Below are 223 nucleotides of genomic sequence, written 5' to 3'. Positions count from 1 at the left end.
CCGTGACCTTCGCCGACAACATCGCGGTGGACGCGTCCAGCATCGACAGCGGCGACATCACCGTCTCCGGTCCGGCCGGGCCGCTCGCGGTCACCGGCGTGTCCCTCGACACCAACAGCGACGGCACCCCGCGCACCGCCACCTATACCGTCGCAGCACCCGGCGGCAGCTGGGACCTGGCGGACAGCGGCGCCTATACCGTCGCCCTGCTCACCGATGAAGT

At 70.9% G+C, this 223-nt stretch carries 1 protein-coding gene; it reads left to right on the top strand.

Annotated elements, in window-relative coordinates; genetic code table 11:
* A partial coding sequence (locus ABLN94_RS24675) for a hypothetical protein (RefSeq protein WP_352997370.1) occupies window positions 1-223 on the top strand: 223 nt, incomplete at both ends.

Source organism: Ruegeria sp. SCP11 (genome assembly GCF_040329455.1).
Lineage (GTDB): Bacteria > Pseudomonadota > Alphaproteobacteria > Rhodobacterales > Rhodobacteraceae > Ruegeria > Ruegeria atlantica_E.
Note: the sequence above shows the minus strand (reverse complement) of the source record. Positions and strands in the feature narration are given on the sequence as shown.